This is a genomic window from Nostoc sp. DSM 114160 (assembly GCF_053470305.1).
The window spans coordinates 147671-165857 of record NZ_JBPFGO010000001.1 but is presented as its reverse complement, the minus strand read 5'-3'; the positions used below and the strand labels follow the sequence as shown (position 1 = coordinate 165857).

Annotated in this window: 12 protein-coding genes and 1 pseudogene; 4 read left to right on the top strand and 9 right to left on the bottom strand. The window is 41.0% G+C overall.

Annotated elements, in window-relative coordinates; genetic code table 11:
• Window positions 1-188: 188 nt before the first annotated feature.
• Window positions 189-356, top strand: a complete 168-nt coding sequence (locus tag NSTCB13_RS00720; protein ID WP_448271057.1) for a hypothetical protein — start codon at window positions 189-191, stop codon at window positions 354-356.
• A 415-nt stretch (window positions 357-771) separates the two neighbouring features.
• Here the strand turns inward: NSTCB13_RS00720 and NSTCB13_RS00715 are convergent.
• Window positions 772-1952, bottom strand: a pseudogene (locus tag NSTCB13_RS00715) (GNAT family N-acetyltransferase).
• Between the two features lie 421 nt (window positions 1953-2373).
• On the opposite strand from NSTCB13_RS00715, the gene NSTCB13_RS00710 reads away from it, so the two are divergent.
• Window positions 2374-2694 (top strand): DMT family transporter, encoded by a 321-nt coding sequence (locus NSTCB13_RS00710; RefSeq protein ID WP_445630041.1) that lies wholly within the window; start codon window positions 2374-2376, stop codon window positions 2692-2694.
• Window positions 2695-2855: 161 nt separating this feature from the next.
• Here the strand turns inward: NSTCB13_RS00710 and NSTCB13_RS00705 are convergent, their stop codons facing one another.
• From NSTCB13_RS00705 to egtC, 3 genes are all read right to left on the bottom strand, one after another.
• Entirely contained in the window at window positions 2856-4520 is a 1665-nt protein-coding gene (locus NSTCB13_RS00705) for an FAD-dependent oxidoreductase (RefSeq protein ID WP_448271055.1), read from the bottom strand.
• Between the two features lie 64 nt (window positions 4521-4584).
• Window positions 4585-4794: a hypothetical protein gene (locus NSTCB13_RS00700; protein WP_194044515.1), complete on the bottom strand. Its 210-nt coding sequence runs from the start codon at window positions 4792-4794 to the stop codon at window positions 4585-4587.
• 950 nt (window positions 4795-5744) lie between these two features.
• Window positions 5745-6557, bottom strand: a complete 813-nt coding sequence (gene egtC / locus NSTCB13_RS00695) for an ergothioneine biosynthesis protein EgtC (RefSeq protein ID WP_448271053.1) — start codon at window positions 6555-6557, stop codon at window positions 5745-5747.
• A gap of 265 nt (window positions 6558-6822) precedes the next feature.
• Here egtC and NSTCB13_RS00690 point away from each other — a divergent pair, with 265 nt between their 5' ends.
• Window positions 6823-7425 carry a hypothetical protein gene (locus tag NSTCB13_RS00690; protein ID WP_448271051.1) on the top strand — a complete coding sequence of 201 codons (603 nt, stop codon included), beginning with the start codon at window positions 6823-6825 and terminating at the stop codon, window positions 7423-7425.
• Window positions 7426-7699: 274 nt separating this feature from the next.
• Here the strand turns inward: NSTCB13_RS00690 and NSTCB13_RS00685 are convergent, their stop codons facing one another.
• Together NSTCB13_RS00685 and NSTCB13_RS00680 are read right to left on the bottom strand one after the other, a co-directional pair.
• Window positions 7700-9031, bottom strand: a complete 1332-nt coding sequence (locus tag NSTCB13_RS00685) for a serpin family protein (RefSeq protein ID WP_448271049.1) — start codon at window positions 9029-9031, stop codon at window positions 7700-7702.
• Between the two features lie 397 nt (window positions 9032-9428).
• A complete protein-coding gene (locus NSTCB13_RS00680) occupies window positions 9429-11024 on the bottom strand; it encodes a S8 family serine peptidase (RefSeq protein ID WP_448273095.1) in 1596 nt (531 codons plus the stop codon).
• A gap of 234 nt (window positions 11025-11258) precedes the next feature.
• Here NSTCB13_RS00680 and rpe point away from each other — a divergent pair, with 234 nt between their 5' ends.
• Window positions 11259-11966 (top strand): ribulose-phosphate 3-epimerase, encoded by a 708-nt coding sequence (gene rpe, locus NSTCB13_RS00675; RefSeq protein ID WP_322684187.1) that lies wholly within the window; start codon window positions 11259-11261, stop codon window positions 11964-11966.
• Between the two features lie 1207 nt (window positions 11967-13173).
• Here rpe and NSTCB13_RS00670 read toward each other — a convergent pair.
• From NSTCB13_RS00670 to NSTCB13_RS00660, 3 genes are all read right to left on the bottom strand, one after another.
• Window positions 13174-13521 (bottom strand): HetP family heterocyst commitment protein, encoded by a 348-nt coding sequence (locus NSTCB13_RS00670; protein ID WP_448270323.1) that lies wholly within the window; start codon window positions 13519-13521, stop codon window positions 13174-13176.
• A gap of 1309 nt (window positions 13522-14830) precedes the next feature.
• The gene (locus NSTCB13_RS00665; RefSeq protein WP_448273094.1) at window positions 14831-14953 is read right to left on the bottom strand and encodes a hypothetical protein; all 123 of its coding nucleotides are present in this window, start codon (window positions 14951-14953) and stop codon (window positions 14831-14833) included.
• A 527-nt stretch (window positions 14954-15480) separates the two neighbouring features.
• Window positions 15481-17910, bottom strand: a complete 2430-nt coding sequence (locus NSTCB13_RS00660; protein WP_448271047.1) for a GH116 family glycosyl hydrolase — start codon at window positions 17908-17910, stop codon at window positions 15481-15483.
• Window positions 17911-18187 lie beyond the last annotated feature (277 nt).

Genomic DNA, 18187 nt, shown 5'->3' with positions numbered 1-18187 from the left:
AAAACATCCATCAGTCAGCGTCTGTCGAATAAGTAGAAACAGAGTATAACTTGTAGCGTATTACCGCTTTTTAGAAAATCAGAACGTGACAGTAAAGGAATTAGTCCGAAGCCAGTCAGACCACTACCTATTTACAAGTTTTTGATTTTATGGTTATATAAGTCGGTAAACAACACTTAAACACTAAAATGACAGATCAAATGACGATCGAAAAGATAGAAAGTAACGAACTCAGGGAACTCAGTGAGGAGGAATCAGCATCAGTAGTCGGTGGAAGACATGAGCTAACCAACTTTTTAAAGTATGAGATAGATTTATTAAAGCATATGAACGATGAATTTCAGATTCTGCGTTAAACCATTGTGGAACCTGAGACATTAGAGCCGGAGAATCGTCTATTAAAGCTATTAAGGGTTGTCTACATTTAGAATGAAATAACCCTGGGTAAATGCCTTGTTTATCAAAGCTATAAACATCCAGTGTGGGCAACCTCTGAAGCCGATCAATGGCTTGATACAATTTAAACTGAAGCGATCTTTTGCCAGGATAAGAACAGGCAAAGTGGGTAATAAAATAACATTTATACGCAATAATGTTGGTGAGCTAAAAGTTCCTTCTTGGGAGATTGACATAACTATCCTCACCTTCTCCCACGCCTCACTTCGACAGACATCCCTCTGGCTGGTTTTGACTACGCAAAACTGTCCTTCTCCGACTCTCAAGAGGAGCAGACTTGAACTAAGGCAGAGAAAGATTCGTTGACAGATGACGTTAAAAAAAATCAGCCACCCAAGGAGAACTACCCGCAAAGATTTGCGTAGCTGCTGAAATAGCGGTTTCTGTCCCCCATGCAGTTTTCCGGCTATTTGCAAATGGTAGGGAGCGAACAAACTTGTATATATTGGTGCTAGTTCTCGGACATCTAGCTGCAACTCACCTTTTCCACCTTTGGTAACTTCACCGCGTCCATTGGCAACAGAAAGAATGAATTTACCATTGTTTGCATCTAGCAAATTATCTTGAATATCTAAGTGCAATTCAGTTTCAATTCCCGAAGGATAACCCCGCATGGACAGCGCCTTGACTACATCTACTACTCGGAGCATCCAACGCATCGTATGCCTAAGCTTGGCAGTTTGCTCTGGTAGCAGCAATGTCAAGGAATCAATTGCAGAACTCCTCCATCGCACGCGTTCAATTTGGGAGCGATGACTGGCAAGAAAAGACCAGAATGTTTGTGCAGCCGCAGTTGTGAGAATTACCCAATCTTTGATTCGCAGAATTGCGCCATCTTCTTTTGGATGTTGACTAAAAAGGATGTAACCTTCGGGTTTCTCTTTGGTACCGATAAAATACGCGTAAAATGTTTCCTTCTCATCTGGTTGAATTAAGCGCTCCCAGATTGCTCGATGTCGGTCTAAATATCCATGCGTTAGTTTCGCCTGCTGCTGATATAGTTCGTGAAAGACTTGATGATTAATTGGCACTATTGGTTGTAAAGGTAGAGGTTGCTCCCGCAGTTGGATACTTTTAGTTGCAATTTCCCAATTACACCAGCTACCCCCCTGCTCATACCCGACTTTTCGATACAAGCCTTGAACTGCTGGATAAAGAGCAGAGAGCGGTATACCTCTAGCATAAAGTTCCTTGAGCGTCTGCTGCATGAGAGCGATCGCAGCTCCCGAACCGCGATACTCTGGAGCAATACCCACAACGGCAATTCCTGTCATTGGTACGCGCACACCACCCCACCACTGACCCATATCCAGAGTTGCCAATCCACCAACTAATTGCCCAAATCCCCGAATAATACGGAAATTTTCTACACCAATGAGATTGATATAAGCTTCTTCACCACCAACTCCGCTGATGAAACACTGCTCAAGGATATATATCAGCTGCTGAATATCCTGTGGATCGGCAAGAGTGCTGTATTCAAATTGAGCCGTCATCTCTTGTACCATTAGTAGGACAAAAACACAATCACACTACAGCAGATGTTGCTCGAATGCTTGAGCAATTTCATCGCCATAAAGCCCCGGAATCAGCCTCAATTATACTACTGCACGTTTGGTTTTAAATGTTGGACTTACTTGTCAATATGCTGGATTCAGGGTTATTGGTCTAGATAATTAGTCTTTCAAAACGCGAACAATCGCGTCTCTATATAAGGGTTTTGTTGCTCTATCTGAACTGTATTTACTTAAATCGTTTCTTTGTGAAGCTGCATATATTTGCCTTCGCAACACTCTTCCTCCAAAGCATCTTCATCGAGAATTGATATTACACTTGTAAAAATTTTTAATGAGTTACTTCAGGAGTGTTTATTCTATTTTTAGGGCAGTTGCTCTTAACTAACCACTTACAAAAAATATGTCAACAAGTTGGATTTACCTTATATTAGCAATCCTCTTTGAGGTTTCAGGCACAACTTGCATGAAATTATCACAGGGATTTACTAAAATAGTTCCTTCAGTATTAATATTTGTCTTCTATGGACTTTGTTTTACTTTTTTGACCTTTGCTCTCAAGAAACTTGAAGTAAGTATCGCCTATTCTGTCTGGGCTGGATTAGGAACTATTCTAGTAGCTCTTATTGGGATTATTTGGTTTCGGGAATCTGCCACATTCATCAAACTTGTGTCGATCGCCTTAATCATCATCGGGGTAATTGGGATCAACGCAAGTCAATGAAGGGGGCAGGGGGCAGGGGAGCAGGGGAGAGGGTTTGTAGATTTTATACAGCTTATACCATTTGAGATTTTGGATTGGGAATTGCCTTGGTGCGTCTGGCTTGGTGTGAATCCATCTGTCGCAATCATTTTTCCAAATGGTATTAGTATTGGCTGCTTTAGCTAAACATTACTTAGGTAGCGGTGAACGAATTGAATGGCGATCGAACCTTCTCCGACACCGGATGCCACCCGTTTAATTGAGCCATAGCGGACATCTCCGGCTGCGAAGATTCCGGGAATGTTGGTTTCTAATAAGAAAGGAGAGCGTTCCAAAGACCAACCACGAGGAGATTTGCCATTATGCGCTAAGTCCGGCCCTGTGATGATAAACCCCTGAGCATCGCGTTGAATAACGCCATCGAGCCAATCAGTTTTGGGGCTAGCACCGATAAAGATAAACAGCGATCGCACAGACACGGTTTCGATTTGTCCAGTGTTAGCATGGGCGATCGCAATTGCTTCTAAATGTTCCTCTCCCTTCACTTCCACGACGGTGCAACCCGTGCAAACTTTGATATTTTCAGTTGCAGCAATTTGGTCAATCAAATATTGAGACATACTTGATGCTAATGACTGACCCCGTACTAACATAATCACTTTGCTGGCATACTTAGAAAAATGCATTGCTGCCTGTCCGGCAGAGTTTGCCCCGCCTACCAAGTAAACCTCTTCGTTGGTGCAGGCGATCGCCTCAGTCATAGCAGCACCGTAATAAATTCCTGCTCCTGTGAGCTTGTCTGCTCCTGGAACCTTTAGCAAACGGTAGGAAACGCCTGTTGCAACTAAAAGCGCATGGCAACTAATCTCGCTACCATCTGCTAATTGCAGAATCCGATAAGGATCTTCTAGTCGAACCCTAGTTACTACTTGAGGAGTGAGAATTTCTACTCCAAATCGCCGCGCCTGGGTGACTCCCCGCCTTGCCAAATCACTACCACTCAAACCAACAGGAAACCCCAAATAGTTCTCAATCCGCGAACTCGTACCTGCTTGTCCTCCTGGCGCTTCCCGCTCAATTAAGACAGTACTCAATCCCTCAGAAGCGCCATAGACGGCAGCTGCCAGTCCGGCGGGGCCAGCACCCACGATCGCTAAGTCATAAAAGGGACGCTCTGCCTGAGTTTGCAGTCCAATTTTGGCGGCAATCTCTAAATTAGATGGTTGAATTAATCGGGAACCATCGGGAAACATCACTAAGGGTAATTGTTGTCTACAATCAGCTTGGGCGAATTCCACCAATTTTTCTGCATCCGGCTCCAGTTCAATATCTAACCACTTAAATGGAATCTGGTTACGTGCTAGGAAGTCTTTCACCTGATGTGAAAAAGGCGACCAGCGATTACCAATGACTCGAATGCCTTCAAAGGGTGGGCGAAATCCTGCTAGCCAGTCATCTAGCAAATCATCTAAAACCGGGTATAGTCTCTCTTCTGGTGGATTCCAAGGCTTGAGTAAGTAATAATCAAGTCTGGCACTATTAATCGATTTAATCGCAGCATCCGTATCTGCATAGGCCGTCAACAAGGCACGTTTCGCATCGGGAAAGATGCTTTTTGCTTGTTCCAGAAACTCCACGCCTCCCATTTGGGGCATACGTTGATCCACTAGAAATAGAGCAACTGATTCATTGCGCAATTTTAGTTGCTGCACCACATCCAGAGCCGCGATCCCGGAATCTGCCCGAACAATGCGGAAGCGATCGCCATACTGATGACGCAAGTCTCGTGACACCGCTTGCAATACTTCTGGATCGTCATCGACGGTTAAAATTGCTGGTTTCGCCATAACTACTGTTACTTAACAATTGCAGTGTCTAGCCGTTATCTTCAAAAATCTGCTGTCAAAATATCTACTGTTTAACCAGTTGCTTTAAACGAAAGTATGCTTCTTCTGGTGTCAGCGGTTCCGATTGAGTTTCATTGGGTATATAAAATACCCAGGTATCAGGAAAGTAATGCACCACAAAGCTAGGAATCAAACCTAAGCTTACTGCTTGCTTGCCGAGTTTTTCAGTTTGTTCCTCTAAACTCAGTTGGTCATGAAATGAGTGTTCAGCCATACTTTTGCATCTCCCTGTACTTTATTTGACCCTGGAAGAAGGTTCAAAACCAGCATTGCACGAATTTAGCTAAAGGTGATTTACACCATGTTTTAGAATGAGCTTGAGAATATTTTGGTAGTAAACCTAAATAATTTCAAATATGCTTTCGTAGAGAATCATAAAACTATTTGGGTCATTCAGGGTAACTGAAATTGGATTGAATCAGGCAACAGGGCATTTTTGGCGTTGAGGTCTGAGGAAATCATCTGTTTCCCTCTATACTCGTAATCGGCACTACAAGTAAGTATGCGATCGCTCCTGCTTGGCTGTGTACAGTGATGGACAGAGTACAAGGGAGCCATAAAATGAATGATGATTGCGTCACCGATGACTCGCTAATACCAATTTAAAAAAAGAATGCGACAAATAGACCACTTGTAGAGACGCGATTCATCGCGTCTTTAGCCAAAAATGTGTTGCAATCATTAAGAGCTAATTTGTAAACTCAAGTAAAGTACTTGTCTTGCAAGGATTTCAGGAATTTGAGTCAAAAAAATACTTATTCGCTGAAACTCAGACCTAGTAACGAGTTGAGTATCCTTCAGATTTTCTTTACGAATCAGCTCTAATTGAATTGGTATAACGCATCTCTACAAGACGCACTCGCGTTCGCTATCGGTGACACTAGCTAGCTCCCAGAGGAGTTGAAAGACGGATAATTTATGTTGTCTCTCTCATTTGCTTCCAACTGTTGCCTTTTGGCACAAGCAATAACAATGCTTGTCTACCATCACACCAACTTTAGGGACTTCCAAAGAAAAAAACATTCAATTTTTCTTGTGGGGCGGGCGACACGAGAGCCCAATGGTTAGGGCGGACAAGATGTCCACCCCACAAGATTGAATAATTTATTTCTTGGTAATCCCTTAGAGGGAAAAGCTCAATTTCCACAAAATCGCAATCCTTTTTTAAACCCCAATGGGAACAAATCTCTCCAATAGGCTAATTGTTGGCTGTAATGATTGGGCTTCAACAAATAGCGCACTTTGCTCATCAAAAGCAGTCCAATTTTGGTGATTGGATAAAGGCTCAGAAGCAACAATAACTTGGTTTGGCTGCTTGAGTTTATCATAAGACCAATAAAGAGTAGGTGCTTGTGTGCGATAAGCATAGCGAATTGCTGCAACTGCTTGACCATCACTGACAATTACATTGGCACTAAAGCTGGTGTCGTGTTCTGATGCCAACTTAGTCAATTTTTGAACTGTGGCATTTAATGCTGACAACAGAGTGCTGTTTGGAGACGACTGCCACATTTCCACTAGTAGGGCGAAGATGTGTTCAGAGTCAGTCGTACCTTTAATCAGGCGGTAAGTGGAATCAGAAAGGCTCTTACGTATTGGTCTACAAAGAGTTTGTTGAAAGTTTGATATCTCACCATTATGCACAAACAAAAGTTTCCCACTACGAAATGGCTGACAATTGCTAATGTCGAGGGATTCACCTGTTCCAGCTAATCGGACATAGCCTAAAGTACAACTGGATTGTACATAGTTGCTCAACTCTTCCAGATTCGGCTCGTTCCACAGCGGGATAGTATTTCGGTAAATGAATGGTTTACCCACTTCATCGTACCAGCCTACACCTACTCCGTCTCCACAAACTACTCCTGATTTTAATTCCAAAGGACTGTAACTTTGTTTGTAGAGCGAATGTTCTTGTTTATACAGCAACTCATCTAAGAGGATGGCGTTACCAAGATAGCCAATTAATCTACACATAAAAAAAACGATGTTGCTGAAAGAGTAAGAAAAATCAGTCACAAGCCCCGATAGAAATCGAATCTTTTAACTGGACAATTATTGCAAATCATTACTAATTTAACAATTATTGTTGATCTTGTGTATGTTTGATCTGTGACTTTAGTCATGGTTTTGTTGTCTTGCTAAAGATATAGAACAGAAGCTAAAGTAATATTTATTCCTTACCTTTGTTTGAGCTTGATTTGTGAATTATCCGTTCGCATTCAAAGGATTTTAGAGAATTATGCCAATTAAAAAACACATTAATCTTAATCAAGGATGTTTTCTGAATCCTGCAAATAAACAGATAGTTGTCAATTTAGCTAGTGAAGATATTTTAAATTTAATCACGCAAGAATTAAAAACTCGTTACACTCCAGAAACTCAAAAAAATCTACTCGAGGAGAGTTCCAAATTATTACCTAATTTTGTATTTCAAGAATTATTACAACGCCAACAGCAGGTAGTAGATATTAACCCAGATAGTTTAATTGTCGTTAGCTGTCAGATAGCAGAGGCAGAAGTCGATGATTTGGGATTTGATTTAAATGTCGAAGTATATTTTGTAGTTGGAGATATAAAAGGTCAAAACCATTTTCGGGCTAATCAAATAGTCCTTTGGTCGAATATATGGGGTGATGAAGAACAGCCTTTTGATTTAGAAGATGAACTAGGCAAACAATTCTGGACAAGTTATCAAATTCAGTTGCTTTTTGATGAAAAAGAGCAGCAAACAATTGAACTGGAACTATCACAAATAGATGATTATGCCGCGAGGTTAGAATTTTTTCCATCACTAAAAATATTTTCACCATCCATAGTTCCCTTTACGGATAATGAATTCTAAAAATTATTATCCGCAGATACAGTGAATGTAAACCTCGTCTAACTTGAAAACCGTAGTTTTATAAGTTGGGTACAGCGATAGCGTAACCCAACATAAAATTTGGTGGTAATGTTGGGTTGCGTTTCACTCCACCCAACCTACAAAAATATATTTTTTAAAAAATTCTATATCTTAACATAGATCGGGTTTAAATTAATCATTTATATTCACTGAATATTTTATTTTTTGGAAGTTCTCTTTTAAAAAGATGAAGTCTTCAATCCCTCCTACATTCTCATTGTGGTTCGATAATTGAACCCATAAACAAAATGTTTCCCGTCTGATTATCCCTGATGGCACAGAAGAAGGGGCGATCGACAATCATTCGGAATGGTTCTGGTTCTTGTCTTGCAGATGTTGCTACTATTCCCACTGAAGTAGCCGCAGCCGCTTCAGTGCCTTCTTCATTCACTTCAACAAAAGTTTTATGCTTAACTTGGCTAATGGCAAAATTTTTACCCATGCCAGAAAAATTGGCTTTGTTGCTGAAAGCCTCCCCCATACCTAAAGTTTTTAAAGCATCATTGAGTGTAATCTCGTAATCTGTTTTGAAGCGGGGTAGGCGAATAAACCCTTTTTGATTGTTGAACTGAGTCATCCATTTTTCCCAGTTCTCAACATTCAAGTCTTGATAAAATGCTTTGAGGTTGGAATTCTTTTTGGGTAAGAATATATAAAAACTTATCTTACCATCTTTCCCATAAGGTAAACTAACTGCCTGAAACTTTTCGCTTTCATAGTATCTATAATCACCTTCTTGTGACATCATTGGGTGTTGTTTTTGCCTGCCAGATGTGATGTAAAAAGGGTATGAAGCAGTTTCTTTCTTGTCAAATTCGTTACTCCAACTACCTTTAAAATATATGGCATTCATCAGAAATAATACCTGATTTGGTTCAATTGTTTCAACTATTTTAGTGATTTTACCGTTAGTATTTTCTTTGACCCAGTTATTGATAATGCTAGATGCGGCGGCATCTTGAAAGTTTAAATTGCTAACTTTAGCTTGATAGAAGTCCTGGGTTCTCTTGAGAAAGTCTGGCGAAAAGCTAACATCTTGATTTGCCCAAAGGGAGTTAGCAATTTTCAATTGCACTTTCGTATCCGAATTGTCTAAAAGCTGTTTTAATACCGCCGCATAAGAAGAGTTGATTTCTGGTAGATTCATTCCCTGTAATTCTAGGGTTTTTGCCATTGCTTGTTGAGTCGAGCCGCTAGCGCCGTTATAAGTCATTGCAAGAGCGATCGCAACACTCGAAGGTGAGATAAAAATATTCTTCTCACCTCGATCGTTTTTCAGAACTTCTGAAAATAGTTTGAAGCCAAACTTGTTGCTAGACTCAACAATTTTTGTATCAGTGTTGGCTGTTTTTTTTTGCAATGGAGTTTCTGGCTGAGGTAAACTAGATTGGGCAAGGGCACTTTTATTACTATCGACTTGAGAACACCCTAATACACTGAATAGAACAACGCTTGCAGCTGCCAAAGCATAACGTCTGCCTAGACTAACACCGTAACGTCTTTGCAGGAAATTTTCTTTTGCATCACTCAATTTATGGCGATTCATTCTGCTACCTCACTTGCCAAAGATTCCCGATTTGTGCTCAGAGTTGACGCAGATACTGTGTCAATGATTAACTATTGCATTTACTCCAATAGAAAAATGGGACTGTTACAGTTTTTGTAACAGCAAATTAGTAGCTCAGAGTAATTAAACACAACTTGTGGAGTTGCTAATTCCTTATTGAGACGGCTATACAGACGAGTTATAAAAATTTTGATTTCTAAGAATTTTTATCTTTACGTATAAACGTATTGTAAGCTACGCAATCATAAAATAACCACTTCTGTGAGGTTTTTAGAGATCGAATAACGTTTCTTAGAGGCAGAAAATCTCGTTCCCATGCTCTGTATAGGAACGAGAAAACGCTGTAATTTTACACAGATATTTGTGCTAACTTATTTCAATTAATCGGTACACTCCACCAAGCTAAACTGTAGGGTTGAGTCGCTTCATTGAACTTTTGACGAAACTGGACGCGGATTTTGTAATTGCCAGTAGCAGTAACGGGGCAGAAAATATGTTCTACACTATCAATTTGGCTGATTGAGGAGCAAACAGCGCCAGCTTCAGAATTTTGAGCATCAGCTTTTACTAAGTAGAGGTCGAGATTATTTAAGCCGCGATCGCGAAAATTTTCGCCTACATCATATTGCTGGTTTTTATTTTTATCGTTAAGTTCTACCAATCGATCCCAAGTCAGGGTGACAGCAACAAAACTTCCCTGCTTTAACGGTTTTGCTAATATATAGTCAACAGATGCTCCAACATCAACTGTGCGATAATCCCAACCAATAGCCGGTACCGCAGCTGATGCTTGCCATTGACCAGCACTAAATTGCTGATAAGCGCGAAACGCGTTCAAATGACCCGCTCCCATTTGGGCATCCAAGGGAATCTTTGGATCTTTATAAGCATCAGAATCTAGCCAGTTTTGATTTTGCTTATCAATTAGCGTCCGAGTCATTCCCAACTTTAAGCCATCGCCGCTATCTAGAAGTTTGTCTGCTGAATTCAGCAATACAGCTTTCATCACTTGATGACGCCGAGAATCAATGGTCCAGTGAAGTTGTTTTGTCCGCATCTGTCGGTCTGCAAGTTCCTGCAACAGAGCAACGGTAGCTGTTACTTGAGGCGCGGCAAAACTAGTGCCTGTAACCTTGTTCAATTTGCCATCTGGATTGAGCAAAGGAATATTATTACCAGGAGCAACTAAACTGATAGCGCGACGCCCATCAAGGTCAAATTCCTTTCCAGCTAGTCTTTGATTCACTCCTTGGTTAATACCCGCCAGATTAGCCACGTCTACTTTGTTAAAAACTCCCCCTCGGCGGGATGAAAAAGCCACATTTATTCCGTTAAAATTATCTGTAGGAATAGGAATGCCGCCTTTGCCCTGGTTGCCTGCGATCGCATACAAAACATCATGAGCGCGACTAGACCAGTCAACACATAAAGTTAATAAAGCATTGCCGTCTAAAGTAGCTTCCGGTCGAGGATCGCGGCTCAGAGGTTCCCCAAAGCTAAAGTTAATTGCACGAACATCGCCACCATTTTGGAGCGCTATGTGCTGTGCCGATAAGCACTCTTCTGGCTGACCCATGTTTTTAGTCGAACCCACTGCTGATGAATACAATCGCGCTCCCGGCGCAACTCCTGGCAAAGCTTTGTCTTGACTCACCATCACACCAGCGACATTGTAGGCGTGAGGGTCAACACCGCTATTAGACTTAGCTGGGCCATTGCGTAAGAAAACCGCTGCTAAAGATATGGCACGATTTTTAGACACCGCCTTATCCCACCCAAACATTCCCGGCCGACCAATTTCCACTTGACCAATAGCAATCTTGCGACCGATTAAATTATAAGGAGCTTGGTGTAGCTTCAAAGCATCAATACCGTTAGTTCCCAAAGCAGACTCTAAAACCGAAGCCACTACCGGCGCACTCAGACAAGACGCAGTTAATCCCCAAATTATCCAGGTTAGTTTTTTAGTCATTTGTTGTTTGTCATTTGTCATTGGTCATTGGTCATTGGTCATTGGGCATGGGACACAAGAGGCAGAGGAGGCAGAAGTTCTAAAATGTTTGAATTTTGAATTTTGAATTTTGAATTTTGAATTGATTTCTCCCCTGCTCCCCACTCCCCAAAAAGACCGGGATCAAACTTATGAGTCTTGTTCAATGTTTTGTTACAATGCGTACAGACGAGGACGCTTAAAAACCCACTAGCCATGACCCAAAACCTATCTCAAAAGCCCATTGTAATTTCTCCATCTATCCTATCAGCCGATTTTAGTCGCTTGGGTGACGAAATTCGTGCCGTAGATGCAGCTGGAGCGGATTGGATTCATGTTGATGTCATGGACGGTCGTTTTGTACCTAATATTACGATAGGCCCTCTGATTGTGGAGGCGATTCGTCCGGTTACGACCAAGCCTCTGGATGTCCATTTGATGATTGTGGAGCCAGAAAAGTATGTAGAAGGATTTGCTAAAGCGGGTGCTGATATTATCTCCGTACACTGCGAACATAATGCTTCTCCACACCTGCACCGCACCTTGGGGCAAATTAAAGAGCTTGGTAAGAAAGCTGGTGTTGTACTTAATCCTGGTAGCCCTCTAGAGCTAATTGAATACGTTCTAGATTTGTGCGATTTAGTACTAATTATGAGCGTCAACCCTGGTTTTGGTGGTCAAAGCTTTATCCCTGGTGTGTTACCCAAAATCCGCAAGCTACGCCAAATGTGTGATGAACGTGGTCTCGATCCCTGGATTGAAGTGGATGGGGGACTGAAGGCAAATAATACCTGGCAAGTTTTGGAAGCGGGAGCCAATGCGATCGTCGCCGGTTCAGCTGTGTTTAATGCTAAAGATTATGCTGAGGCTATTACAGCAATTCGCAACAGCAAGAGTCCTACTCCAGAATTAGCTAAGGTTTAATTCTTTTTTGAATTAACCAATCATTAAATATGGAAGTGAAAAAGAATGTAAAGACATAGTGGTACTACGTCTCTACAAGATTTCTAGATTAATTTCACCAGATATCTATTATCCACAAAAAATAAGGTGGGCAATTTGCCTACCTTATTTCTTTTTATATACAGATAAAAAACTGGAAGCTATTTAAGTTTTGAACTTCCAGTAGTGTTATATAAATTGAAAGTTTATAAACCAAAGATAATCCCGGTTGGGAGGACTAGGATTTCAATAGTTGAAAGAGAAGCGTATGAGCTACTAGTTCTACCAGCCAAGGACAACAATTTCACCGTAACTTTTCTATTTCCGTTCCTGAAATTGATGTTAAGCGTTTGCAATATTTAACTAAAGCAACACCAACCACAGGATAGAAAGTTTGATCGGCATTACTCGCACCGTCTGCAGTCAGTGAAAGCTGTGTAAAATTTGGCTTGGGGGAATCCACCTCCTCAAATTCTTTTTGCTCAAACTTCCTCAGAAAAAGAACCACCAGTAGCAACGGTTGGATTATTGGTCTTGGTCTATGAGTTATTTACTCCATCAAATTCTGATTACTTTTGTAATCAGTTTGATTGATTTCATAGTTAGAACTAATCGTTGATTTTATTTTTTAAATTAACTTGCTTGCCAAATCACCTCTATTTTGGTTGAAGTTGTATTTGTTATTAGTTTACCAATATCATTAGTATATATTTGCCATTTTGGCAGATTTTTGCTAAATTTATGAAATTAATGATTGCGATAGAAAACCTGCTATGCTATAAAATTCAAATTAGCATCGCAGGTTTTCAGATAATCAATCAACTTTAGAGCAGAATCTATTGATTCCAAATACTTTTTAATTGAATCCACAGGATTTCAAGGAAACGTCTTGAACATTTTCTGGTTTTAATGGCGATTTGCTTGATTGATGTTCGTTAATTTGCTGTGTCAATCTCTGGTCTAAACTCCCACCAAGGATTTATCAAAAAAGTTCGGTTTAAAAACCTCGCCCTCGTAGGCGAAAAAATCCTTGTCTCACTCGGTAGGTGGAAACCCCACTCATATTGTGGGTGGCTGTATTTAATGCGTGAATTTTGTTAGCGTTGGCGGCAAGCAAGCGAGTCTGCGTACCCTAACAGGGAAGCAAGCTACGCGCAGCATTTCGTAGAAAGCGTCATTTTGAATTGATTCATGCTTTTTGCTTTCTAACTACTTCTAGATAAGCTAAGTCTTTAATTTTGCTTAAGCAGCTTGATGACGCATTATTCTCAGACTGAGAATCATGAGCGTGTTTCAGCATTTTTAGATTTTCAGTTTGCTGTTGTTTTGTCCTATCGGCTTGAGAATTTTCTTTGAGCAATCGATTGTAGGTGCGATATGGAATGTAATGGAGAGGATTATAACCACCAAATCGCAGCATTAAAACACATGCCCAGGAATACTTTCCAGCAAGAATTGCCTCAACTACTTTGTCAAATTGTTGAGCTTTTACTGTCTTATCTAAGTTACTACTAATACCAGCAATGTCTTGATTCATCATAGTTTTAGTTATCCTGGATGAAGTAAACTATTTTCTTTTTTTGCGATTGTTGGTGTTTCAATTGAGGCGTACAGACTGCACTAGCCTTTTTGAAAAAGGTTGAATTGCTTGTGGTCAATTATTAGCACTAGAGCGGTGTGAGATGTTTACAAGAGATAAAAATCCATAAGTAAATGATTTTTCTTGGTTCACACGCTTATATTTCTTACTACTGTTTAATTAGGCAATTTCCGGGAAGTTTGCATATTTTTTTAGACTAACAAAAAAATATATTATCTTTGAGCGGTATTAGCACCATTCGTATTTATACTATTTTTTGTCGTTCATGTCATCTGCTAATTTAGTCTATTGGTAGGTTAAATTTACTGAATGTATTTAGATACTTACTTGTGGATTGTGCAGCTTTTAGTTTTGTCCTCTTTGGCTAATTCTTGAGGGGTGTTACCCCTCACCCGATATCATTTTAAAACCTTTATTATTATCGAGTAACTAAAAAATAGTACCATTAACTAGAATGTAAAACAACTAGATAAAAATATTAGTAAATCGGTGATAAAACCATTGCCAGCAATAGTATTGAGCCTATTTTTCAATAAGTTCACTTGGACAATAAGACTTATTAACCTTGTCTTTATTGGTTGGCAAAAGCTACAGCTTTAGCGTATCTAAATAAAATTGTTGTCAATCAATCGGAAATATTTCATAATGCTTGGATAAGAATCATAAAATAGCCCATACTTCAAAGATAAGTTTTGGCTAATAATATATATAGATAATTCTAATGCTCGTTAGCGGAGTTAATAAAAACATCCGCAGATGGATACCTTTATAAAAAATTAGTAGTCTAAGTTTGTACAATATTAGAGAATTTGAGAATAGAGATAAAGCTAATTAACAAAGAATATTATGAACTTGATTTAGCAGTGATTTCTCTAATGTCTAAATATCTATAAAAATCTGCTTTGATTCGGAGAAATTATTTGCATGGTGCGCGTTCGCAAAGCGTCCCGCAGAGAAGCGCAGCGCAAGCGCGATAGGGAGAGACCAGGGAACGGGGAACAGGGAAGAAAGAATAAAAGTATACTGAGTTTTTTTCAAAAATCAAATGCGAGTCTTGTAGCAGATTTAAAAAATTGAGATTACAAATGTAGTAACAATTGGGCTAAATGGCGTACAAGATCAAAAATCAATATGCGATCGCCTTTATCTCTCCAGACAACTACACAATGAATTACTTGACAACGAGCTATCCAAGGGTTATAGTATGAGTCCAGCTTACTTAAAACTAGTCCTTACTGATAACGCTTCACATCCTGCAAGTTTGGGCTGCTTCTAGTAAAGGCTGGTGAAATGCACCTGTAAGATTTACTGGCGTTAAGTTGCGCAAGCTGTAGGGATTTAAGCGTATGCACCACTGCTGGCTAATCATTGCCAAACACGAAGCGCCACAATCCGATCAACTTTGCTGTTGAGTAAAGTAATAGGCACGTCATAACCTAGCTTTTGATTGCGAACGTAATCTAGGAACTATCAGCAATATTTATAGCTAAAGCTAGTAATATTTGCATTTTTTGAAACATTAGGCTTATAATTCTCAATGCTTCAACTCTTACCATTACTGAAATTTTCCTTCGCTTCCGGAAACACTCGGAAAATAAAATCGCAAATCTAAATTTTACTTTTCCAAATGAAGGCAAGTTAAATTCTGTAGGGACGCACATCTGTCATAGGTGTCAACTTAAGGTAGAAGTTATTTAAGAGTAAGGGTTCTATGCCCTCATCCCCTAACCCCTTCTCCCAATATGGGAGAAGGGGAACTGGAGAATTTGCTTCCTTTTGCTAATTTTGGGAGAGGGACTGGGGACAAAACTTATACAGTCAGAAGATTTCAGCTTAAGTTGACACCAATGACATCTACGTGTGTTGTATCAAAACGAGAACCGCTTTGATAGTCAATCAATTAATCACTAAGTAAATCCCCCAAATCGCCATTGGCCGCAGGTAAGTGCTAGCGCGGAAAGTACCAGTTGCGGTGATAGCTTCTGGCGTGCGAAATTGTAGACCATTTTCATAAATTTGCTGCACCACAGCTTGCGTCAACCTCAACGCTTCATCTTTCATTCCCATTTGCACGAGAAAAGCCGCCAGCCCAAAGTTTATCCCCGTCCAAACTTCTAAAGGATGAGTAGCTTGGGGATTTTCTGGCGAGCCATCACGACGAACACCATTAGCAGCACCAAATTCACCATTACAGAATTTCAAAAAGCAAGCGTCATAAACGGTTTTCAGCGCCGAAAGGGCGCGATCGCTCGGTACAATATCAGGTAAGTCCAGCAGACGTGCATAAAACTGTCCGCACAATTGATCTGCCATCACTACATCGGAACCACTTTTACTATCAAGTCGGTAATATTCCCCATTCCAGAGTTTTTCTTGGTAAATAGGCAGAGATTGTTGTAACCAAGTTTCATAAGTGGATTTTTGCGCTGCCAACTCCGTTGTGTTACTTGTCTGGTAAGTTAATAAAATATCGCTGATGGCGATCGCAGCCTCTAGCGCCGCTAACCATAACCCACCACAATAAGCACTGACACCTTGTAACCGCCAATCATCAAAGGTTTGGTCAGGCGCACCAGAATTTTCCGGAATCCCATCGCCATCGAGGTCAAAAGTTTTCAGGTAGTCGAGCGTTTGAACAATCGCATTCCAGCAATCTGCCAGGAATTCTACATCGTCAGCACCCGTGAGTAAAAAATCACGGTATACTTGCAAAACGAAATCACTACCTAAATCTTTCCATAAATTACAGTCTTGATAGCTGGTGTAGTTGGTTTTCTCCCAAACGTGTTCGTTCGGTGCGCCTAAATCGTGGGGTGTTGCACCTGCAACTTTGCGAACTGCAATCGGGCTTTCGGCCTTAATTGTCATGTAATAGCCAATGATTCGGGGAGTATCATCACCTTGAGGAATCGCCCGTGCAAATGCCCGAATCACCGACTTTTCTAATTCTGGAAACAGCATCAGCAGGGCAAAAGAGCCATACAACCGTACATCTAGACTTTCATACCAACGGTAATCTAGGCACTCCAGCACTGCAAACTGACCGATAGGGTTAAGTTCTGATGCTGCACTCCAGAGAGTACCGCCGCTGGTGAGGTCATAAAGCTCATTAAATAGAGCCATTTTAAACCAGTTGGGTAAATCTTCCCGGTCGAGAATGGGTTTTTGCCAACTTTGAATTTGCGATCGCCAGTTTTGGTATTCTTGTAATGCAGTGGATGCGATCGCCCAAGCGTTGTTGCCATTTTTACCAAAAAAATCTGTATATCTGCGGTAATAGCTGACTCCAGCCGCAAATTCTGTGATTGGCAAATCCCAAGTGACGACAAAAGGAATTTCAAGAGTTTCGCCTGGTTGGAGAGTGAAACGGATTGCGATGCCTGCGGCCGGCGTAGCCATCGCAGCCCCGATTTGTGTATTCTCTGTTGCTGGAGTAGTATCAACATAATTAGGCAAAGATCCATCTTTAGCAAAGCTTTGCCATACCTCATCACCCGTACCTTCAGGATTCCAGCGGCTATGATGAAATACTTCCACTTGGGGATGTTTCAGCGTCGCAATACACCAAGTTCCGTCGCCTTCTTGCAAAGGTTCATCAATACCAACCCGACCTAAAACACAGCCAAACTGTTGTTTATTTTCAACTATCTGGTTGTAGTTTCCTTGACTTTCGCCCCAGCGTGGTTGGTATTCGTAAACCGGACTCCCATCATCGCGCACCCGCACTTCGGGAGATTTGAGAGCGTTTGTAAACCAGCCCACCATATTTTGCCAAGTGAGCATAATACTGAGAGTAATCGGTGTATCTGTGGGGTTGTGGGCATTCCAGACAAATATTGCCACAGGGTAGCTAGTTTCTTGGTAATTACCTGCCCAGACTGGGGAAAATTGCTCACAAGTCAACTGTGTTTGAAATACATTTTTATATACAAACCAGCTACGTGGATATAGCGCATGATAATCGCCCGTTCCCTCTGTGTCGGGAGGTGTCGGATACCATTGCCACGCTTTCAGAGTGCCATCATCGGGCGCTTGCGTAGATAAAGCATAGGCTTGGGAAGATGTGCTATTGGATTCAAACACACTGAACTGACAAGCGGGAACGTTTTTGAAGGTATGCTCGCCGCCGTCGATGTGCCACAGGTTAAAGTCTCCCCGTGAAGAACGGCCGATGCAACCTGCACCAAAGCCGCCTAAAGGCATACCATGCCAAGGGCCATCATCAATATTACTTGCATAGCGGACTGTATAAGGTTTATCCCAGCCTAAGCCGATGGGACGGCTCCAAGTGCAAGAGGGAATTTTCAAAGAGAGTTGATTTGTCATCGCCTAATGTTACAGCGTGCAGTTACGTCAATAGACCTCTTGCAAAAGTTACTTTTGCACTCTTGCGGGAAAAGGGGAAAGGTCAAAGGGGAAAGGTTTTTTTATTCCTTTTCCCTTTCCCCCTTACCCTTTTCCCTACTTCTGCAAGAAGTCTAATGAAGACTAGCGCGATGTGAGATTTTTCTCAAGGTAGTAGCACGGTAATGCCCATTGGTATCTAAAACTTCTCGCTTTGTGCATTTTTTATTCAGAATCGGGTTTTGGGAAAAGGTTAAGG

Coding starts and splice junctions, on each gene's coding strand:
- NSTCB13_RS00720 (WP_448271057.1), top strand. CDS start 189: ATGACAGATCAAATGACGATCGAAAAGATAGAAAGTAACGAACTCAGG.
- NSTCB13_RS00710 (WP_445630041.1), top strand. CDS start 2,374: ATGTCAACAAGTTGGATTTACCTTATATTAGCAATCCTCTTTGAGGTT.
- NSTCB13_RS00705 (WP_448271055.1), bottom strand. CDS start 4,520: ATGGCGAAACCAGCAATTTTAACCGTCGATGACGATCCAGAAGTATTG.
- NSTCB13_RS00700 (WP_194044515.1), bottom strand. CDS start 4,794: ATGGCTGAACACTCATTTCATGACCAACTGAGTTTAGAGGAACAAACT.
- egtC (WP_448271053.1), bottom strand. CDS start 6,557: ATGTGTAGATTAATTGGCTATCTTGGTAACGCCATCCTCTTAGATGAG.
- NSTCB13_RS00690 (WP_448271051.1), top strand. CDS start 6,823: ATGCCAATTAAAAAACACATTAATCTTAATCAAGGATGTTTTCTGAAT.
- NSTCB13_RS00685 (WP_448271049.1), bottom strand. CDS start 9,031: ATGAATCGCCATAAATTGAGTGATGCAAAAGAAAATTTCCTGCAAAGA.
- NSTCB13_RS00680 (WP_448273095.1), bottom strand. CDS start 11,024: ATGACTAAAAAACTAACCTGGATAATTTGGGGATTAACTGCGTCTTGT.
- rpe (WP_322684187.1), top strand. CDS start 11,259: ATGACCCAAAACCTATCTCAAAAGCCCATTGTAATTTCTCCATCTATC.
- NSTCB13_RS00670 (WP_448270323.1), bottom strand. CDS start 13,521: ATGAATCAAGACATTGCTGGTATTAGTAGTAACTTAGATAAGACAGTA.
- NSTCB13_RS00665 (WP_448273094.1), bottom strand. CDS start 14,953: ATGATTAGCCAGCAGTGGTGCATACGCTTAAATCCCTACAGCTTGCGC.
- NSTCB13_RS00660 (WP_448271047.1), bottom strand. CDS start 17,910: ATGACAAATCAACTCTCTTTGAAAATTCCCTCTTGCACTTGGAGCCGT.